The following is a 16,920-nucleotide window of genomic DNA, read 5'->3' on the forward strand; positions in this document are numbered from 1 at the left end:
TTAGATCATTTTTAATCACAAAAAACAAGAACTATATGAAGATTTTAAAAGGTATCAGTGTATTATTATTTATGGCAACCTGCTCGCTTTCTGCACAAGAAATATCTAATCATGCATTAGGATTACGATTAGGAGATAGCGACGGCTTCGGTGCCGAAATCAGCTATCAAAAATCTCTTACACGCGACACAAGGGTTGAATTTGACTTAGGATGGAGAGATAGTAGAAATTTTAATGCATTTAAAATAGCCGGACTGTACCAATGGGTTAGAACTATTGAAGGTAACTTTCAATGGTACTATGGTGTTGGTGGCGGATTAGGAAATGTTGATTTCCCAGGTGATGACGGCGGAGTCTTTGTTTTTGCCGCTGGTGATATAGGTATAGAGTATAATTTTGATATTCCGTTAGTTCTTTCTTTGGATTTTAGACCAGAATTAGGAGTCGTGGGCTATGACGGCTTCTCAGATAATTTTGATTTTGATATAGGACTAGGCATTAGATATCAGTTTTAAACATAAATAAAACTTTATTTCAAAGACCTTTAACCATTGCGTTAGAGGTCTTTTTTTATATCCTATATATAAGTACATTTGCAACTTAACCTAAGTGAAATTTATGAAACATAGTATTGTAATACTGCTTACAGGTATATTGTTATTTAGCTGTAACTCAAAGCCAGAAAGCTTTACCCTAAATGGTAAGTTAAGAGGAGAAATGACCGATGGCACCCGTGTTTTCTTGAAAAAAATCGGAGAAAACAATCAACCCATGGAAGTAGATACCGCTACCACAACAAATGGCGAATTTACTTTTACCGGAAAATCTGATATACCTGAACTTCATTATATTTTCGTTGAACAATTACCTGGCTATACTGCCGTAATTTTAGAAAACGGAGAAATTCAATTTAGTGCACAAAGAGATAGTATGGGCTTTGCCGATATTAGTGGAACTTTTCAGAATGACACTTTCGCTGATTACATGGAGCAGTCTAGAAAGATTTCAATGCAAGCACAATCTATTCAAAGAGATAAGCAAAACGCTACTGGAGAGGCGGCATTGGCTTTACAAGACGAAATGAAAGAATTGCAAGAGGAGTATAAAAACTTTGAACTTGATTATGTTAAAAATCACCCGAAGGCATTAATTTCTGCATTGGTACTAGACAGAGCACTTGCTACTAAAGCAGTTGACCTTGAAGAAGCCGAAGCAATTTACAAGACTTTATCGGAAGAAATAAAAAACTCTAAACCGGGTAAACAAATTATAGAAAGCATCGAGAAATTAAAAGTTTCAGAAGCTGCTGGTAAAAATTCAAGTATTGGCGCTAAGGCTCCTGATTTTTCCGGACCTAGTATTGATGGAACTGAACTTGCCTTGAAAGATGTAATGGGAAAAGTTACTTTAATAGACTTTTGGGCAGGATGGTGCAGACCATGTAGAGCCGAAAATCCTAATATTGTGGCGGTATATAACAAATATCATGATAAAGGTCTAAACGTTTTAGGTGTTTCGTTGGATAGAACAGAAGAAGCTTGGAAAAAAGCTATCGCTGAAGATGGATTAGTATGGAACCATATTTCTAACATTGCTTACTTTGACGATCAAATTGCCAAGCTTTATAATGTTGATGCAATACCTGCAGCATTCTTATTGGATGAAAACGGTATTATCGTTGCAAAAAATTTAAGAGGACCAGAACTTGAAGCTAAAGTTGCAGAACTTTTAAACTAAAGATATTTTTTTAAAATAAAAAAGCCCCAAGGTTGAATATACCTTGGGGCTTTTTTTTATTAAATATTATATTTAAAATTTATCGAAGTAATCATTAAAACTACCTGTTACATTGGCAGTTGCGCTTTTAACAACACTACCTGTTATAGCAACGACTGCATTTTCGTCTATGAATTCAATAGTAGCTCCATCATTAAGAACTAAATCACCATAGATAGTCAAATTACCTTCTACCCTTAGTGTTGCCCCAGAGTTTATGGTAACATTTCTTTGTCTATTATTTCTACCGATAACCAAAGTACCGTTCATTTCAAACAAGCCATTTTCATTTATGTTAACTCCGTCTTTCACAGTCCAAGAACCACAAAGTAACAGGTTACCACCAATATTCATAGTATTGAATCTTTTTGACCCTCTGTATGCAAAATCATCGCCGCTATTGACGTTTAAATTTGCACTACCAGAATAATTAACCAAATCTGAACAGCGTTCAGCTAAGCTGGTACTTGGTCTGTTCAATTTGATAATCTGGAATCCGGATTTACCTGATGCGGCAAAAATATAATCACCTTTTGAAGCTACATAATTAATTGAACCTGTTAGTTCAATTACCCCAACACCATTAGTACTGTCATCTTTATTCTCAGAAAGACTTAAGCCACCTGCGCCGTTAGCCATTAATAACACTTCTTCATTAACTGCAACACCATTCGTTACAATTTCACCTGGCTCGGCATTTTCAGGATTTGTCAATATTGATAAATACTCAATAAAGCTACCAGTAGCAGCATTATATACACCAGCACCTTTAATACCTTCAGAAACTACAATAGTTTCATTTAAAAAATCTAAAGTACGTTTGGCGTCAACACCAAAATCAGATTCAATATTAATAGATCTTAAAACATTTAGATTTTGATCTAAAAAACTAACACCTTGTGCAGCATCTAAAACTGCAATTTCACTACCATTATAAGCTACTGAACGTAAATCTGCAAACGCAGTCTCGTTCAAAGCACTTAAATCGTTTTTATCATATACGACTACGAAGCCATCTTGACCACTTGTTACTACCACATTGTTGTCAATAATTCGAACATCTGTAGCATTAAACCCTTCTTGAAAGCCGTAGGTAATGTTAGAAGTATTCATTCTACCACCACTAACTGCAATTTTAGCAACTAATGAGTTTGCCGTAGCAGTTACCGATTGCTCTGAATCGACACCACCGGCAACATAAATAAAGCCATTATCGTAAGCGATTGAATTTAAATCGGCATTGGTATAATACACTCTAGATGTTACTCTAGGGTTGTTCGGGTCACTAATATCTATTACATCGATAGCACCTACATAGTCCTGACCTACCGTATTATATGATACAAAGCCATAATCACCATCAAGTACAACATGGGTAGCCGCTAGATTTTCACCATTTGTAAAAGTCGGTGGCGCAATTTGGGCAACTAAGGTTAATGGGTAATCGCCGGCTTCTTCAGTTTTACCGGTTGCATTAAATCGTTTGGCACTTGCAATAGGATCTTCATAGATATCTAAAACACCAGCACGCTCAAAACTTACACTATTGTCAAGCTTAGATTGGTCAGTTTCACTAACCAAATTATCGTCAGGGTTTTCAAAAATTGTAGTTTCATCACTACAACTGGCAACAAAAAAAGAAGCAGAAATAGCTATAAACCATACTTTTCTTACAGATAGGATTGATTTCATTTAAATCGGGGTTTTTGCAATAACGGCCCAACCTCTGCGAATGTTGTCTATACACAGAGAAATACGATGAAATACACTTTATTAGGGTAAATAATACACTTTAACATATAAAAATCTTAAAAATAGCCTAAATCTTACCCATTTTCTCAAGTACCACTAATAGTACAATTGGCAATGCTAGTAAACCGACCATAAGTGTTTCTGTCTGTAACAGACTGGGCATGAACAACAAGGTACATGCGTACCCTCCAATGGCACCACCAAAGTGTGCGGTATGCCCAATATTGCCTAATCGCTTTTTCATACCATAAATAGAGTATAACAAATAACCAATACCTACAACGTAAGCCGGTACAGGAATTGGAATAAACATAATACCCAATTGCATATTTGGCTGCAATAGTATAGCTGAATATAAAATACCGGTTACAGCACCACTTGCTCCCACCGCTGAATAATAAGGCTCATCCTTATGAAAGCTCAACGCTAATAAACTACCACCAATAAGACTTACGGCATATATAATTAAGAACTGAGTGGTACCAAACCAATTGATGACTACGCCTGCAAAGAAATAAAGTGTAAGCATATTAAACAATAAATGTGAAATATCTACATGCAGAAATCCCGATGTTGCCATTCGTTCTTTCTGACCCGCTTTAATTGCCCCAATACTAAATTTGTAGCGTTCAAAAAAAGTAGTATCATTGAATCCCTTCATTGACACTAATACATTTGCCGCTATTATTGCTATGGTCGCTATATCAATGTTGTACATTATCTGCCCTTTATTTGGCGTCAAATATAACTATATTTGCCCATAATTTTTTTTGAAAATGCAACTACTGGCCTTTGTTTTGATCTATCCCTTTTTATGGGTTGTTTCTATTTTGCCACATCGCTTATTTTATGGTTTATCTGATATTGCCTGTTTCTTTATATATCGTGTATTCGGTTATAGAAGAAAAGTAGTGCAAGAGAACTTGAATTTGGTTTTTCCAGATAAGTCTGCAGATGAAATTCATCATATTGAAAAGGAATTCTACAAACACCTTTGTGATATGTTTTTAGAAATGGTTAAGACCATGAACCTTAGTAAAGAGGCTGTCGCTAAAAAATACCATCTTGTAAATCCTGAAGTTTTACTGGAAATTGAAAAAGAACGTAGCATTATTATTTTATGCGCACATTATGCCAATTGGGAATGGAATGTAAGTATCAATAACTACGTAAACTCTAAAGGATATGCAGTTTACCAAAAAATAAACAACTCTTATTTTGACAATTTCATTAGAAAAACTAGAGCTAGATGGAATACTACATTAATAACCCAGGGACAGACCGCTAAAACGGTCATTCATAATTTTAGAAATAATGTTCGTGCTACCTACGGTATGGTAAGCGACCAGTCGCCACAAGCGCATAGAGCGCATTATTGGACAGATTTCATGGGTATTACTGTTCCTATTTTTAATGGTGGTGAAGCGTTAGCACGTAAAACGGGATTAGCAACGGTATTTTTAAAAGTTAGCAAAGCTAAGCGCGGACACTATAAAGCAGAATTTACCCCTATCGCTATAAACAGTAAAGAGACCGAAGAACATGAAATCACCGACAAATTCTTAAGGCTGACCGAAGAGCAAATTCGAGAAAAACCTGAATACTATCTATGGACCCACAAACGTTGGAAACATAGAGGTAAAAAACCTGCAGCATTTGCTGATGTAAGTTGAAATTATAGAAAATAAAAAACCGGAAACAGTTAAACTACTTCCGGTTTTTTTATCGACAAATATGATTTTTATATACCTGCTATAGATTTTATCTCACCAATAATTCTATCTGCTAAGCCGTCAGCCTCGGTCTGACTTTTAGCTTCTGTGTAAATTCTTATGATTGGCTCTGTATTAGATTTTCTTAAATGAACCCAGTTTTCTGCAAAATCAATCTTTACACCATCAATAGTAGACAGCTCTTCATTTGCATACTTTTCAGCCATAGATTTTAAAATTCCATCAACATCTAAACCAGGGGTCAATTCAATTTTCTTTTTGCTCATAAAGTAACTTGGGTAGCTAGCTCTTAATTCAGCCACAGTACCCCCTTTTTCAGCCATTAACATTAAAAACAAAGCAGTACCTACTAATGAATCTCTACCATAGTGACTTTCTGGATATATGATACCTCCATTACCTTCACCGCCAATAATAGCATTATTAGCTTTCATTTTAGTAACCACGTTTACTTCACCTACTGCTGCAGCCTCGTAAGCACCACCATGCTTTTGGGTAATATCGCGCAATGCACGAGAAGATGATAGGTTAGAAACCGTATTACCTTTTGTTTTACCTAAAACATAATCAGCACAAGCGACCAATGTATATTCTTCACCGAACATTTCGCCATCGTTACTAATGAATGCCAAACGATCTACATCTGGATCTACTACGATACCAAAATCGGCTTTTTCTTTAACCACTAAATCACAGATATCTTTTAAGTGCTCTTTTAATGGCTCTGGGTTATGTGGAAAATGACCAGTTGGTTTGCAATAAAGCTCAACTACTTCTACCCCAAATTCCTTTAAAAGCTTTGGTATAGCAATACCACCTGTAGAATTCACTCCGTCTACAACTACTTTGAATTTCGCTTTTTTTACTACTTCGGCATCTACCAAAGAAAGGTTTAAAACTTCATCTATATGTATATCTATATAACTATCATTCCTATTTATAACTCCCAAATCATCAACTTCAGAAAAATCGAAATCTTCCTTTTCTGCTATTTCAAGAATTTTAGCTCCTTGGGCAGCATCTAAAAATTCGCCTTTTTCATTCAACAACTTTAAGGCATTCCATTGTTTTGGATTATGACTTGCTGTTAATATAATTCCTCCATCGGCATTCTCCATTGGTACCGCTATCTCTACGGTTGGTGTTGTAGACAGGTCTAAATCGATAACATCTATACCCAAACCTACCAGAGTAGACACTACAAGATTCTGTATCATCTCGCCAGATAAACGGGCATCGCGACCAATAACAACTTTTAATTTATCCTTTTTAGAATAGTCTTTTAACCAGATTCCGTAAGAAGCAGCAAACTTTACTGCATCAATAGGTGTAAGATTGTCTCCTGGTCTACCTCCAATTGTTCCTCGTATTCCTGAAATAGATTTTATTAGTGTCATATAATCTTAATAAGTTTTTTGCAAATATAAACGTATCATACTTATCACTATTGCCCTTCTTTGTAAATTCGAACAACTAAGCATAATTTAGGCGAATGAATTTTTTAGCCCATATTTACCTGTCTTTTAATGATAAAGATATTACCATAGGCAACTTTATAGCCGATAGCATTCGTGCCAATAAATTTGACCACCTTCCTGTTAAAGTACAAAAAGGCATAAAACTTCACCGTCATATAGACACCTATACCGATAGCCATGCGATACCAAAAATTAGCAGTAAAAGACTTCATGCTAACTACAGTCATTATAGCCGAGTTATCGTTGATATCTACTATGACCACTTTTTAGCTAAAAATTGGTCAAAGTATTCTGATGTACCGTTGGATGTTTTTGTGGATAATTTCTATGACCTTTTAGAAGAAAATTACGAGATATTACCTATCGGTGTCAAAAAAATGATGCCCTATATGATTACCGATAATTGGATATTCAACTATTCTAAAATGGACGGAATCGCTCGTGTACTGAATGGTATGAACCGTAGAACAAACAATAAATCTAAAATGAATTTTGCCATTCTAGACCTTGAAGAACACTATGATGCCTTTGAGGCTGAATTTACCGAGTTCTTTGAAGAACTAATAACATTCTCAAAACAAAAATTCAAATCTCTTACCAAATAAACATGTTATGCTAAAGCCATTTTTAATATATGTTTTCTGTCCGCTATATATTCTTTGCGCAAGTATGTGCTGCGGAGATGATGACGAACCTTATTACGAAGAATATGACATAAAAACGTCTGATGCTATTTTTATACAAGATGATAAAAAGGTGTTTGCAGTTGGTGACACTTTATGGATAAATGTTCAAATCTCGAATATATTAAAAGATGTGGATGGTAAAGAATTAAATATCTACGAGCTTACAGCTGAAAATACTGCTCTAATAAACTTAACGCTGTTTTTAGAAACAGAATTCGACCAACCAGCAACTATTAATATTTCTGAACGCGAAATTATAAATGTAACAGGTACTCTTAGCCCCGATGAATATGACACAAGACTAGTTTCATCTGAAGCTACATTAATTGATGACTTCTATACTGCGAAGCATGGTATATTATTAAGTCAAGCAGGTCAATTCAAAATCAGATCATTATTTAATGATAATTTGGTTTATTTTTTTTCATCAGAAAATAATGATGGCTTGATTAATTTTATAAACCTTGAAACTAGTTTCAAGTCATCAACAAACCCAAATGAATATACTTTTGAAGTATTAGAATAATGACAAAATAGATTTTACTTTTAAAAAACCAATTGGACTTTGAAATGCCCAAAAAGAAATTTAATAATCTGTATAATCAATTAATTACATCATAAAAAACCTTAACAATCATCCAATAAATTAAAATTTAAACACTTTAAGATCATTATTTTAAAATAATCTACTTAAACTTATAATTTAATAACGTATGAATCAAATTAAAATAACACTTTTGCTGGTTGCCTTGATATCTTTTGGAAGCTGCAAAGAGAATCCTGCAGTACCAACGGGTACGGTTACAGAAAAAGCAATGGTAGTTTCGGCACGTGAAGAAGCTTCTAAAATAGGTAGCGATATTATGCAAAAAGGCGGTAATGCTTTTGATGCAATGGTGGCTACTGAAATGGCTTTAGTTGTCGCTTATCCCTTTGCAGGTAATTTAGGCGGTGGCGGATTCATGGTATACCGAAAAGCAAATGGAGAAGTAGGTTCCCTAGATTACCGAGAGAAAGCGCCATTGTCTGCGCATAAAGACATGTACCTAGATTCATTGGGTAATGTTATACCAGGTAAAAGCACATTAGGGGCTACCGCAGTTGGTGTTCCAGGTACTGTTGCTGGTATTATTGAGGTTCACAAAAAATTCGGTTCCCTACCCCTTGAAGAAATTATGGCTCCCGTTATTGCTTTAGCCGAACGAGGTGTCATTGTAACTGGCAATCAAGAAAAAAGACTGGCTAGCCAACGCGATAAGTTTATAGAGGTTAATGGCGATAGTACCAAATTCGCTACTGTTTATAAAATGAACGACACCATTAAATATCCTGCTTTGGCTAATACCTTTAGAAGCATTGCAAAGAATGGTAGAGACGGATTTTATAAAGGTGAAATAGCTCAAAAACTTGCCGCTTTCATTCAAGGGAAAGGTGGCTACGTTACAGAAGAAGATTTAGAAAAATACCAAGCAGTATGGAGAGACCCCATCACTTTTAACTACAAAGACCTGCATATAATTTCTATGAGTCCGCCGAGTAGTGGTGGCGTAACCATCAATCAAATTTTCAAGATGATGGAAAAATACGATGTTGCCAAACTAGGTCACAATTCCCCTAAAATGGTGCAATTATTTACCGAAGCATCTAGAAGAGCCTATGCAGACAGAAACTACTTTTTAGGCGATCCCGATTTTGTTGAAATACCTTATGATAAATTACTAAGTGACGAATACCTTGCCGAAAGAATGGCAAACTTCTCTTTTGATAAAGCTACCAAGTCTTCTGAAGTAGAACATGGCAATATTGAGATTGTTGAAAGCATGGAAACTACCCACTACTCTATTGTTGATCAAGAAGGTAATGCTATTTCGGTAACAACTACATTAAATGGCGCATATGGTTCTAAGTTGTATTCAGATGAGCTAGGTTTCTTTTTAAACAACGAAATGGACGACTTTAGCTCTAAGGCTGGTGTTCCCAATATGTTCGGACTTGTAGGTGCCGAGGCAAATAGCATTGCCGCTGAAAAAAGAATGTTGAGCAGTATGACCCCAACTATTGTTGAGCGTAATGGCAAACTATGGATGGTTGTTGGTACACCGGGAGGATCTACAATTATTACGGCCGTGGCACAAACTATTTTAAACGGATATGAATTTAAAATGAGCATGCAAGATGCTGTCAATGCTCCTCGTTTTCATCACCAATGGTTACCTGACATGGTGATTTTTGAACCGGACGGATTTTCTACTGAATTAAAAGAGGAAATGAAATCTAAAGGATATATAATTAATGAAGAAAGAACTCCAATTATTGGTAAAGTTGATGCTATTCGTATATTGGACAATGGCAAACTTGAAGGTGGTGCCGACAAACGTGGAGATGATGCCGCAGTAGGTTTTTAGTCTTCTTTGAACCATATTTTAATTGTAGTCAATAATTTATTAATGAAATATTTAAACATATTATGCTAAAGAAATTATTTAAGTTAATTGGTATCTTAATATTAATAGCTACAATAGGCTATGGTGTCTTATATTACTTATATAATGAACCCGTACCTACAGGGGAATCTGGACCAGAGGCAGATGCTTTAGCATATAGAATGTTTGACGCGCTTAATTATAAGAACTACAATAACACAAAGATTTTAGAATGGTCTTTTAGAGATGACCACCATTATAAATGGAACAGGGAAAAAGAAATAGTTACCGTTTCTTGGGACGATATTATTGTTCAATTAGATTTGATTACTCCTTCTTCTAGTACGGCAACCATCAATAATGAATCTGCCTCTTATGAAAAGACACAAGACCTCATTGAAAAAGCGCAAAGCTATTTTAATAATGATTCTTTTTGGTTAGTAGCACCGTTTAAAGCGTTTGATCGTGGTACCGAACGCTATTTAGTTCATTTGGAAGATGGTTCTGAAGCGCTGCTTGTTACGTACACACAAGGTGGCGATACTCCTGGTGATTCATATCTATGGATAATAGAACCTAGCGGAAAACCTAAGAGTTTTAAACTTTGGACAAAAATCATCCCAATTGGTGGTGTTGAAGCGACATGGCAAGATTGGATTGAAACAGAAAGCGGCGTTTTCTTACCTACGCAACATAAACTTGGTCCTCTCTCTATTTCTATGGGAGAAGTTATTGGGCGCTAACAGCTATTTTCTTTACTGAAAACATAATATAACATTGTCGACAGAGTTATTTGAAGACAACAGAAAATCAATTTCATGCAAGATTATAAATTCCCTTTAGATTTCACTTTCCATATTGGTACACTATCCAATGATTTTTCAGCCGTAGATGCCAATGGTAAAATGGTTGCCTATGTAAAACAAAAGCTTTTTAAATTCAAAGAGGCTGTTGGGGTTTATGAAAATGACAGTAAAACTAATTTGCTTTATAATATAAAAGCAGATAGATGGATCGACTTCTCGGCATGTTATTCTTTCTCTGACCCATCTGGTAAAGAATTTGGTAAAATTGGTCGTAAAGGGTGGGCTTCTTTATGGAAAGCACATTACGAAGTTTTTGACGAGAACAAACAACTAAAGTATACGATTAGAGAAGAGAATGCTTGGGTAAAAGTTATGGATGGTTTAGTGGGTCAAATACCTATTATCAACCTATTTACAGGATTATTTTTAAACCCAGCTTATTTGGTAATCAACGGTAACAATGAGACTGTAGTTCGATTGTCAAAAGAAAAATCATTAGTTGGTCGTCGCTTTAAGGTTAGTGAAGTAAAAAAACTGAACGGTAATGATGATGACATTATCATTTTAAGCTTGATGATGATGGTATTGCTTGAACGTCGAAAAGGCTAAAATTCTGCTAACCCATATTCATTTAAAACAATATCCCATTCTTCGGTTTCTATAATTTCAAGAATTCGCTGAGTAATGCGTTGCTCTAATTCTACATGTGTTTTTGGGAGTCCGAAGGCATAGAACTGTATATCAAACTTAACGGGTAACAGCTCTAGTTCACTCAATGTAGAATCTCTTTGAATGGCATATTTTAAAATGGGCTCATCATACATGAAGGCCTTAATATTTCCATGATCCAAATCTCGTAGTCCTGACGGTACGTTTTCATAGGTGTTGATATTTTTAAAAAAGTGTTCTGACAAGAAGTCTTCTGTTCCAGAATTATGGATTGTACCCACTGCCCTATCCTTAAACTCATTAAAACCATCTGGATTATTTGTCAACTGATTAACAGTTAAACTAGATGCTATACTTGCTGTTAATCCTGAAATAAACAGGAGTCCACCAAACATTAGAACCAAAGCGGTAACCTTACCTAATTTGGTCACCGGGGCTTTGTCTCCATAACCTACGGTGGTCAATGTTACTGCAGACCACCACATGCCATCCCACAACCCTCTGCTACCTGGTCTAAATACATTAGGATTCAATTTCCGTTCAAAGAGCCATCCTAAAACTCCAAAAAGAAATATGATAAATAATAAAATTAACAATCCACTTAAGAAGCCGAAATTAAAAAATCCGCCAACAAACAACTTAAACTTGTCAAACGAAGATACTTCGGCAATAGCTATTGTGGCATTTGATGCATAGAAAGAATGTGTAAACTCCATTTCTTTACTGCGCTGACTGGTAATGGTTAACGGATTAATACTTAAATCAATTCCGCCACTGCGAAGAGAATCTAACATTGGAGAAAATTCCATAGGTATCATCTCATATTCAATATTCAAATCACTAGCTACCCTTTTCCATAACCAGACATTAAGTCCCTCAACATGCTCTCCGCTTTTAACTATAAAAGGTGCTGCAGCAGTGTAACCAATACGTAATTTTTCATCATCGACTTGACTGCTTGCCGCGATTGAAATTAGTAATACGAAGACTAATAAAAGAACTCTCATAAAATGGTCGGGTTTACATTCTTTTAAATATAATCATTTTATAAAGTATCGACAGATTAAGCTATTCACCTAAAATGAAGTAATTTTAGGTTCTTAAAGCAACTTAGTCTATGAATATTAAACTAATCACTTTCAACGAAGTTACAGCAGACCTACAATCTCAACTTACTGAACTCTATAAGCAATTAAATGCTGAGTTAACACAATTAGATTTGGCAACCGCTCTTTCTGATTACAATACCACAGATGTTGTAATTTGTTTAGACGATGATAAATTAGTTGGTATCGCTATGATGGCAAAATACAAAGTGGTATCTGGACACAAAGGAATGATTGAAGATGTGGTCGTTTCTTCTGAATATAGAGGTCAAGGTATTGGCAGAAAGCTAATGGAAAAACTTTTAGAACAGGCAGAAAAATCTAAACTTGACGATGTACTATTATTCAGTGGTCACCACAGAACTGCAGCAATTTCACTTTATAAAAGCTTAGGTTTTAAATTAAAAGAGAGTGGTATGTATATTAAAAAATATTAAAGATATACTTTTAATTAACCTTCTTAACGTGTTGTAATTGATCTTTTAACTCTTTCATTGATTCTTGTAACTGACGTAAAAGACTATTATCGGTAGTTGCATCTACATTAAAAGTAATTTTACTACTCACCTCCCAAATTTCTTGTATCTGAAATGGTTTAATATCGTAAGGCGGATAAGTTTCATTTAAAGAGATTAGCGTAATATTATTAGAGTTCGGTCGCTTTTCTACCTTCTTGACCATTATGGAATCTTGAAGCACAACAACGTACATTTTATTTGCACTCACATAATCTATATGTTCAATAGCCCTTGCCAAAACCCATTCACCCGGATGTAAATTAGGCAACATACTATCACCTTCTACTTGAAATCCTCGATAGGTTGCATTTCTAAATTCTGGAATAGGTAGATCAAATGCAGGTAATTGTTGATACCAACTAGTATCTGAAATATTCTGAGGATAACCAGCTGCCGCTTTTGCATTCACTAACACCATGTTATCGCGATTTGCAGAATCAACAGTAACCACTTTAGGTATAACACTTGTTCTTGAAGTCTCTAAATATTGTTCTTCACTTTCTCCAAACAACCAAAGCGGATTAATTTTAAATTGCTTCAACAACTCTAAAACAACTTTACCAGAAAGCTTGGTTCTACCTCGCTCTATATCTGCTGTTGTATTAGAAACGCCAATTAGTGCAGCAAAGTCTGCTTGAGTATAACCCAGTTCTCTTCTTAAATCGGTAAATCGCTTTAATGTCAGTTCGTTTTCCATATTCTTTTCCGCTTCAATAAAGATTTTTATACCTCTTTATATTTCAAATATAGTGATTATGGATTATATCCAAAATATTATTTGGATTATTTCCATAATTAGGTATATTTCCATAATTTTGGACTAATTACCAATTACTATGGATTTTAATAGGATAAAAGAAAAATTAAATATACTGGCAGATGCAGCTAAATACGATGTGTCTTGCTCAAGTAGTGGTAGTAACCGCAAAAACAAGGATAATGGTTTAGGTGATACGGGTAATGGTATTTGCCATACCTACACAGAAGATGGTCGTTGTGTTTCTCTATTAAAAATTCTATTGACCAATCATTGCATTTTTGATTGCGCCTATTGTGTTACGCGTAAAAGCAATGATATTCAACGAGCTGCTTTTAAAATTCAAGAGGTAGTCGATTTGACCATCAATTTTTATAGAAGAAACTATATAGAAGGGTTGTTCTTAAGTTCTGGCATCTTTAAAAGTGCCGATCATACTATGGAACGTTTGATAGCCGTTGCCAAAAAACTTCGTGAAGAAGAAAACTTCAACGGGTACATTCACCTTAAATCTATACCTGGCGCAAGTGATGAATTAATGTATGAGGCCGGTTTATATGCTGATCGTTTATCGGTCAATATTGAAATCCCCACTATCTCCGGCCTTAAACTTTTAGCTCCTGATAAAAAACATGAAGATTTCATTAAACCGATGCTGAAGGTGAAGAATGAAATTATACGCTATAAAGAAGAAAGTAAAATCATTAAAAGCACTGCAAAATATGCTCCTGCAGGGCAAAGTACCCAAATGATTGTCGGTGCTACTGGCGAAAGCGACAAAGATATCATGTACTCTGCAACTCACTTTTACAAAAACTATAAGATGAAGCGTGTATACTATTCTGGTTACGTACCCATCTCCACAGACAGTAGATTACCTTCTTTGGGTTCTGAAGTACCAATGCTCAGAGAAAATAGATTATATCAGACAGATTGGTTACTTCGATTTTACGGCTTTAGTGTCAATGAAATTTTAGATGCCGATAATCCGAATTTAGATATGGATATTGATCCCAAATTGATGTGGGCACTTCGAAATCTAAATCATTTTCCTATAGATATTAATAAGGCAGAACCACGAATGTTAGCAAGAATTCCGGGTATAGGAATGGGCTCAGTTCATAAAATTATAAGCGGAAGAAAATACCGTCGTTTAAATTGGGAGCATCTAAAAAAAATGGGAATTGCACTCAATCGAGCAAAGTATTTTATCATCTGTAACTCCTCTGATTGGGAACAAAGAGATTTAGACGCAGCTACCATAAAAGGAATGATTCTTCAATCTCAAAATAGCAAATTCAAAAATCAGTACAACAATCAATTATCCTTATTTAACTAAACTAATAATTTAATCAAACCAAATGACTATGGAAAATATTAATAACACATTGAATTCAACAAATATTTCAATTTCAAATACTGTTATTGACCGTAGTCAAAGTCAAATATTAGCAATAGGATACCAAATGGTATTATTAAAAACTAAGATTAAAAAAAGGCTAAAAATTGTATCACGAATCTTTTTCTTTCACTTTTAAAACTTGTTATATGAATGCTTCAAAAACTTTAGTTTACGATGGTAGTTTTAATGGTTTTTTAACTGCTGTATTTATAGGCTTTGAACAAAAGCTTACGCATGCCGATATTCAGAAACAAGGGCAATTACAAAGCGGACTTTTTGCTGAAACGGAAACTATATTTACCAACATTGAAAAAGCACAACGTGTTTGGAACGGTGTACGTAATAAGAGTAACAGCGCTATCAAAAATATATATTTTGCTTTCTTAAGCGAACAGAATAATATGGAAGCGCTAATCTACCGCTATATTCAAAAACTAATGGGAAGTAAATATAACGGCGCAACCGATTTTAGTGATGATGGAGTTTTAAAAATAAATCAGCTTGCCCATAAGGTGGGAAGAGAAAAGCATCGTATGGAAGCATTTGTACGGTTTCAATTAACAAAAGATGATGTATATTTTGCGAACATAGAACCAGATTTTGATGTATTGCCGTTAATCTCTAAGCATTTTAGAAATAGATATGCCGACCAACAATGGATCATTTATGATGTAAAACGTAAATATGGACTATTCTATGATTTGAATACTGTTGAAATCATTTCATTAGATTTATCTGATATTCATACAAATAGCACGGAGAAAAGTGCTGCCTTCACAGATGCTGAACATGAATATCAAGACCTTTGGAATAACTACTTTAAAAGTACAACTATAAAATCTCGTATTAATAACAAACTACATGTTCAACATGTACCAAAGCGTTATTGGAAATACCTGTCTGAGAAAAAAGCTGTATAATACCTTACGGGTTAATACTATGAACTTGGTATTATATAATTTTCAATGAAGCGTACCAGCCTCTTTGAATTTATTACAGCAAATTGTAAGCTAAAACTTTATTCTCATGTTTTGCTTATCTCAATTTAAAAATGAGATTTAATACAACTTAAATCACAGGTGCCTTAAACCTATCTTTTATTATCTATTGGTATACATGATAATTTAATATCAGAGTCATTACTTGTTCTAGAATGATTCACTTTACCAATTGAACTCGCCTTAAATTCTGGAGTATGACCTTGGTCATTTTTCATGAAAATCACTAACCTTACTTTTACCTTTGAAATTAATACATGAAACTTAGCCCATATGCTATTTTACGGTGATGGATTCATGAATATAATTGACTGTTTTGTTCGTTTTTAATTTCAATACCATAACCCAAGATATTTTTAAATTGAAAAATAGTATACATGATGAATTATCAAATAAAGGCTTCTTCGACGTACAATAATGATGCTGAAATTCATATTAAGCAATCTGATATTGACTTTGGCACTACGGCTAAAACATCTGAGGTGTTACCTAATCCGGCGGAACTGTTTTTAGGTTCCTTTGCCGCTTGCATGCTTAAAAATGTGGAGCGATTTTCTGAGATGATGAAGTTTACTTATAACCGAACAACTTTAGAGGTTAAAGCAGAACGACTTGATAATCCTCCTAGAATGGATAATATAGTATACAACTTAACGATTTTTAGCGATGATATTAAATTAAACACATTGCTCTTAAAAAAAAATATTGAAAAATATGGCACTATTTATAATACCGTAAAACTATCATGTACAGTATCTGGCTCAATTAAAACCAATACTATTATTTAATTAATTTTCAACAATGCTTATTAACTTA

The 16,920-nt window shown here is 34.7% G+C and carries 17 protein-coding genes; 12 read left to right on the plus strand and 5 right to left on the minus strand.

Features of this window, described 5'->3' with window-relative positions; all coding sequences use genetic code 11:
• Nucleotides 1-35: 35 nt before the first annotated feature.
• Complete coding sequence (locus tag CLV90_RS12110) at nt 36-515, plus strand: hypothetical protein (RefSeq protein WP_133687728.1); 480 nt, start codon at nt 36-38, stop codon at nt 513-515.
• A gap of 103 nt (nt 516-618) precedes the next feature.
• Nucleotides 619-1,737 (plus strand): TlpA disulfide reductase family protein, encoded by a 1,119-nt coding sequence (locus tag CLV90_RS12115; RefSeq protein WP_133687729.1) that lies wholly within the window; start codon nt 619-621, stop codon nt 1,735-1,737.
• A gap of 72 nt (nt 1,738-1,809) precedes the next feature.
• Here the strand turns inward: CLV90_RS12115 and CLV90_RS12120 are convergent, their stop codons facing one another.
• Nucleotides 1,810-3,468 carry a hypothetical protein gene (locus CLV90_RS12120; RefSeq protein WP_133687730.1) on the minus strand — a complete coding sequence of 553 codons (1,659 nt, stop codon included), beginning with the start codon at nt 3,466-3,468 and terminating at the stop codon, nt 1,810-1,812.
• A gap of 127 nt (nt 3,469-3,595) precedes the next feature.
• Nucleotides 3,596-4,246: a rhomboid family intramembrane serine protease gene (locus CLV90_RS12125; protein WP_133687731.1), complete on the minus strand. Its 651-nt coding sequence runs from the start codon at nt 4,244-4,246 to the stop codon at nt 3,596-3,598.
• A gap of 58 nt (nt 4,247-4,304) precedes the next feature.
• Here CLV90_RS12125 and CLV90_RS12130 point away from each other — a divergent pair, with 58 nt between their 5' ends.
• Nucleotides 4,305-5,201 carry a lysophospholipid acyltransferase family protein gene (locus tag CLV90_RS12130; RefSeq protein ID WP_133687732.1) on the plus strand — a complete coding sequence of 299 codons (897 nt, stop codon included), beginning with the start codon at nt 4,305-4,307 and terminating at the stop codon, nt 5,199-5,201.
• A 68-nt stretch (nt 5,202-5,269) separates the two neighbouring features.
• On the opposite strand, the gene glmM is transcribed toward CLV90_RS12130, so the two are convergent.
• On the minus strand, nt 5,270-6,658 hold the full coding sequence (gene glmM, locus CLV90_RS12135) for a phosphoglucosamine mutase (protein WP_133687733.1): 1,389 nt from the start codon (nt 6,656-6,658) through the stop codon (nt 5,270-5,272).
• Between the two features lie 95 nt (nt 6,659-6,753).
• On the opposite strand from glmM, the gene CLV90_RS12140 reads away from it, so the two are divergent.
• The 5 genes from CLV90_RS12140 (at nt 6,754) to CLV90_RS12160 (ending at nt 11,263) form a co-directional block, all read left to right on the plus strand.
• Nucleotides 6,754-7,344, plus strand: coding sequence for an acyl carrier protein phosphodiesterase (locus CLV90_RS12140; protein ID WP_133687734.1), 591 nt, complete (start codon nt 6,754-6,756; stop codon nt 7,342-7,344).
• A gap of 7 nt (nt 7,345-7,351) precedes the next feature.
• A complete protein-coding gene (locus CLV90_RS12145; protein ID WP_133687735.1) occupies nt 7,352-7,951 on the plus strand; it encodes a hypothetical protein in 600 nt (199 codons plus the stop codon).
• A gap of 187 nt (nt 7,952-8,138) precedes the next feature.
• Nucleotides 8,139-9,830 (plus strand): gamma-glutamyltransferase, encoded by a 1,692-nt coding sequence (gene ggt, locus CLV90_RS12150; protein ID WP_133687736.1) that lies wholly within the window; start codon nt 8,139-8,141, stop codon nt 9,828-9,830.
• Nucleotides 9,831-9,892: 62 nt separating this feature from the next.
• The gene (locus CLV90_RS12155) at nt 9,893-10,591 is read left to right on the plus strand and encodes a hypothetical protein (RefSeq protein ID WP_133687737.1); all 699 of its coding nucleotides are present in this window, start codon (nt 9,893-9,895) and stop codon (nt 10,589-10,591) included.
• Nucleotides 10,592-10,666: 75 nt separating this feature from the next.
• On the plus strand, nt 10,667-11,263 hold the full coding sequence (locus CLV90_RS12160) for an LURP-one-related/scramblase family protein (protein ID WP_133687738.1): 597 nt from the start codon (nt 10,667-10,669) through the stop codon (nt 11,261-11,263).
• Here the strand turns inward: CLV90_RS12160 and CLV90_RS12165 are convergent.
• Nucleotides 11,260-12,330, minus strand: coding sequence for a transporter substrate-binding domain-containing protein (locus tag CLV90_RS12165; protein ID WP_133687739.1), 1,071 nt, complete (start codon nt 12,328-12,330; stop codon nt 11,260-11,262). The two genes, CLV90_RS12160 and CLV90_RS12165, sit on opposite strands and share 4 nt — an antisense overlap.
• 110 nt (nt 12,331-12,440) lie before the next feature.
• On the opposite strand from CLV90_RS12165, the gene CLV90_RS12170 reads away from it, so the two are divergent.
• Nucleotides 12,441-12,866, plus strand: coding sequence for a GNAT family N-acetyltransferase (locus CLV90_RS12170; RefSeq protein WP_133687740.1), 426 nt, complete (start codon nt 12,441-12,443; stop codon nt 12,864-12,866).
• 10 nt (nt 12,867-12,876) lie between these two features.
• Here CLV90_RS12170 and CLV90_RS12175 read toward each other — a convergent pair whose 3' ends face one another.
• Nucleotides 12,877-13,644, minus strand: coding sequence for an XRE family transcriptional regulator (locus CLV90_RS12175; protein ID WP_133687741.1), 768 nt, complete (start codon nt 13,642-13,644; stop codon nt 12,877-12,879).
• 139 nt (nt 13,645-13,783) lie between these two features.
• Between CLV90_RS12175 and CLV90_RS12180 the strand changes: the two genes are divergently transcribed.
• The 3 genes from CLV90_RS12180 (at nt 13,784) to CLV90_RS12190 (ending at nt 16,892) form a co-directional block, all read left to right on the plus strand.
• Entirely contained in the window at nt 13,784-15,043 is a 1,260-nt protein-coding gene (locus CLV90_RS12180) for a putative DNA modification/repair radical SAM protein (RefSeq protein WP_133687742.1), read from the plus strand.
• A 209-nt stretch (nt 15,044-15,252) separates the two neighbouring features.
• Nucleotides 15,253-16,026 (plus strand): TIGR03915 family putative DNA repair protein, encoded by a 774-nt coding sequence (locus CLV90_RS12185; protein WP_133687743.1) that lies wholly within the window; start codon nt 15,253-15,255, stop codon nt 16,024-16,026.
• A 455-nt stretch (nt 16,027-16,481) separates the two neighbouring features.
• Entirely contained in the window at nt 16,482-16,892 is a 411-nt protein-coding gene (locus tag CLV90_RS12190; RefSeq protein ID WP_243835408.1) for an OsmC family protein, read from the plus strand.
• Nucleotides 16,893-16,920: the final 28 nt, after the last annotated feature.

It is taken from the genome of Maribacter spongiicola, assembly GCF_004364165.1.
Taxonomy (GTDB): Bacteria; Bacteroidota; Bacteroidia; order Flavobacteriales; family Flavobacteriaceae; genus Maribacter; species Maribacter spongiicola.